General features: G+C 71.5%; 1 protein-coding gene and 1 pseudogene. Both read left to right on the forward strand.

Features of this window, described 5'->3' with window-relative positions:
* Positions 1 to 142: 142 nt before the first annotated feature.
* Entirely contained in the window at positions 143 to 1,519 is a 1,377-nt protein-coding gene (locus G6024_RS08200) for a phosphomannomutase/phosphoglucomutase (RefSeq protein WP_067712269.1), read from the forward strand.
* A pseudogene (locus G6024_RS08205) lies at positions 1,512 to 1,700 on the forward strand (hypothetical protein); the annotation flags it as partial. The gene G6024_RS08200 and the pseudogene G6024_RS08205, both read left to right, overlap by 8 nt.

Genomic DNA, 1,700 nt, shown 5'->3' on the forward strand with positions numbered 1-1,700 from the left:
CGGCGGGTCCGGTGACGGCCGACCGGAGCCGGGCCCCGCCCCCCGCTGAGCCGCGGCCCGCGAGGTCGGTCCGCCGCCAGTACGGCGCGGGTAGGGTCAGGCAGAACACCGACCGACCCGTCTCACACCCCTGGAGCAACACGTGGCACGTAGCGCCGAGTCCGTCCGAGCAGTCATCAAGGCGTACGACGTCCGTGGTGTCGTCGGCGAACAGATCGATGAGGACTTCGTCCGCGAGGTCGGGGCGTCGTTCGCCCGCCTCATGCGTTCGGAGGGTGCCCGCACCGTGGTGATCGGCCACGACATGCGGGACTCGTCCCCGGGCCTGTCCGCCGCCTTCGCCGACGGGGTGACCGCCCAGGGACTGGACGTGGTGACCATCGGCCTGGCCTCGACCGACCAGCTCTACTTCGCCTCCGGTTCACTCGACTGCCCCGGTGCCATGTTCACCGCCAGCCACAACCCCGCCGCCTACAACGGCATCAAACTGTGCCGCCCCGGCGCCAAGCCGGTCGGGCAGGAGTCCGGCCTGCGGACCATCGCCGACGAGGTCATCGAGGGGGTCCCCGCCCACGACGGCGAGGCCGGCACCGTCACCGAACGGGACGTTCTGGACGGCTACGGCGAGTACCTGCGCGGACTGGTCGACCTGTCGGGCATCCGCCCGCTCACGGTGGCGGTGGACGCCGGCAACGGGATGGGTGGCCACACCGTGCCTGCCGTCCTGGGCGGGTTGCCGCTCGAGATCGTGCCGCTGTACTTCGAGCTGGACGGCAATTTCCCCAACCACGAGGCGAACCCGCTGGAACCGGCCAACATCGTCGACCTGCAGGCCCTCGTCAGGGAGAGCGGGGCCGACATCGGCCTGGCGTTCGACGGCGACGCCGACCGGTGCTTCGTGGTGGACGAGCGCGGCGAGCCGGTCGCGCCGTCGGCCATCACCGCCCTCGTCGCCGAGCGTGAGCTGGCCAAGGACCCGGGCGCCTCGATCATCTACAACCTCATCACCTCCCGGGCCGTCCCCGAGCTCGTCGAGGAGAAGGGCGGCGTCGCCGTCCGTACCCGGGTCGGGCACAGCTTCATCAAGGCGCAGATGGCCGACACCGGCGCCGTCTTCGGTGGGGAGCACTCGGCGCACTACTACTTCCGGGACTTCTGGGGCGCCGACTCGGGCATGCTCGCCGCGATGCACGTCCTGGCGGCCCTGGGTGGGCAGGACGGGACACTGTCGGCGCTCATGGCCGAGTACACCCGGTATGCCGCCTCCGGCGAGATCAACTCCACTCTCGACTCCGCCGAGGCCCAGACCGAACGGATGGAGGAGGTCGTCTCCGCGTTCTCGAAGCGGGCCGAGTCCATCGACCGGCTGGACGGCGTGACGGTGGACCTCGGCGACGGATCGTGGTTCAACCTCCGCGCCTCGAACACCGAGCCGCTGCTGCGTCTCAACGCCGAGGCGCCTACCAGGGAGGACGTCGCCGCCGTGGTCGACGAGGTCCTCGCGATCGTCCGTGCCTGACCTGACCAGCGACACCGGGGCCGGTCGGGTAGACCTCGACGACCCCGGGGCGCTGCGCGCCGCCGACGCCACGGGTGCGCTGCTCCACGCGTCGATGGCGGGAGCCCAGTTGCGCACCGTGGCCACCGCCGCGGGCGGTGGCGCGCTCGACTCCCTCGAGCGATTCCGTCCGAGGGCGGTG

The sequence above is a fragment of the Dietzia maris genome (assembly GCF_014144855.1).
GTDB classification, from domain to species: Bacteria; Actinomycetota; Actinomycetes; order Mycobacteriales; family Mycobacteriaceae; genus Dietzia; species Dietzia kunjamensis.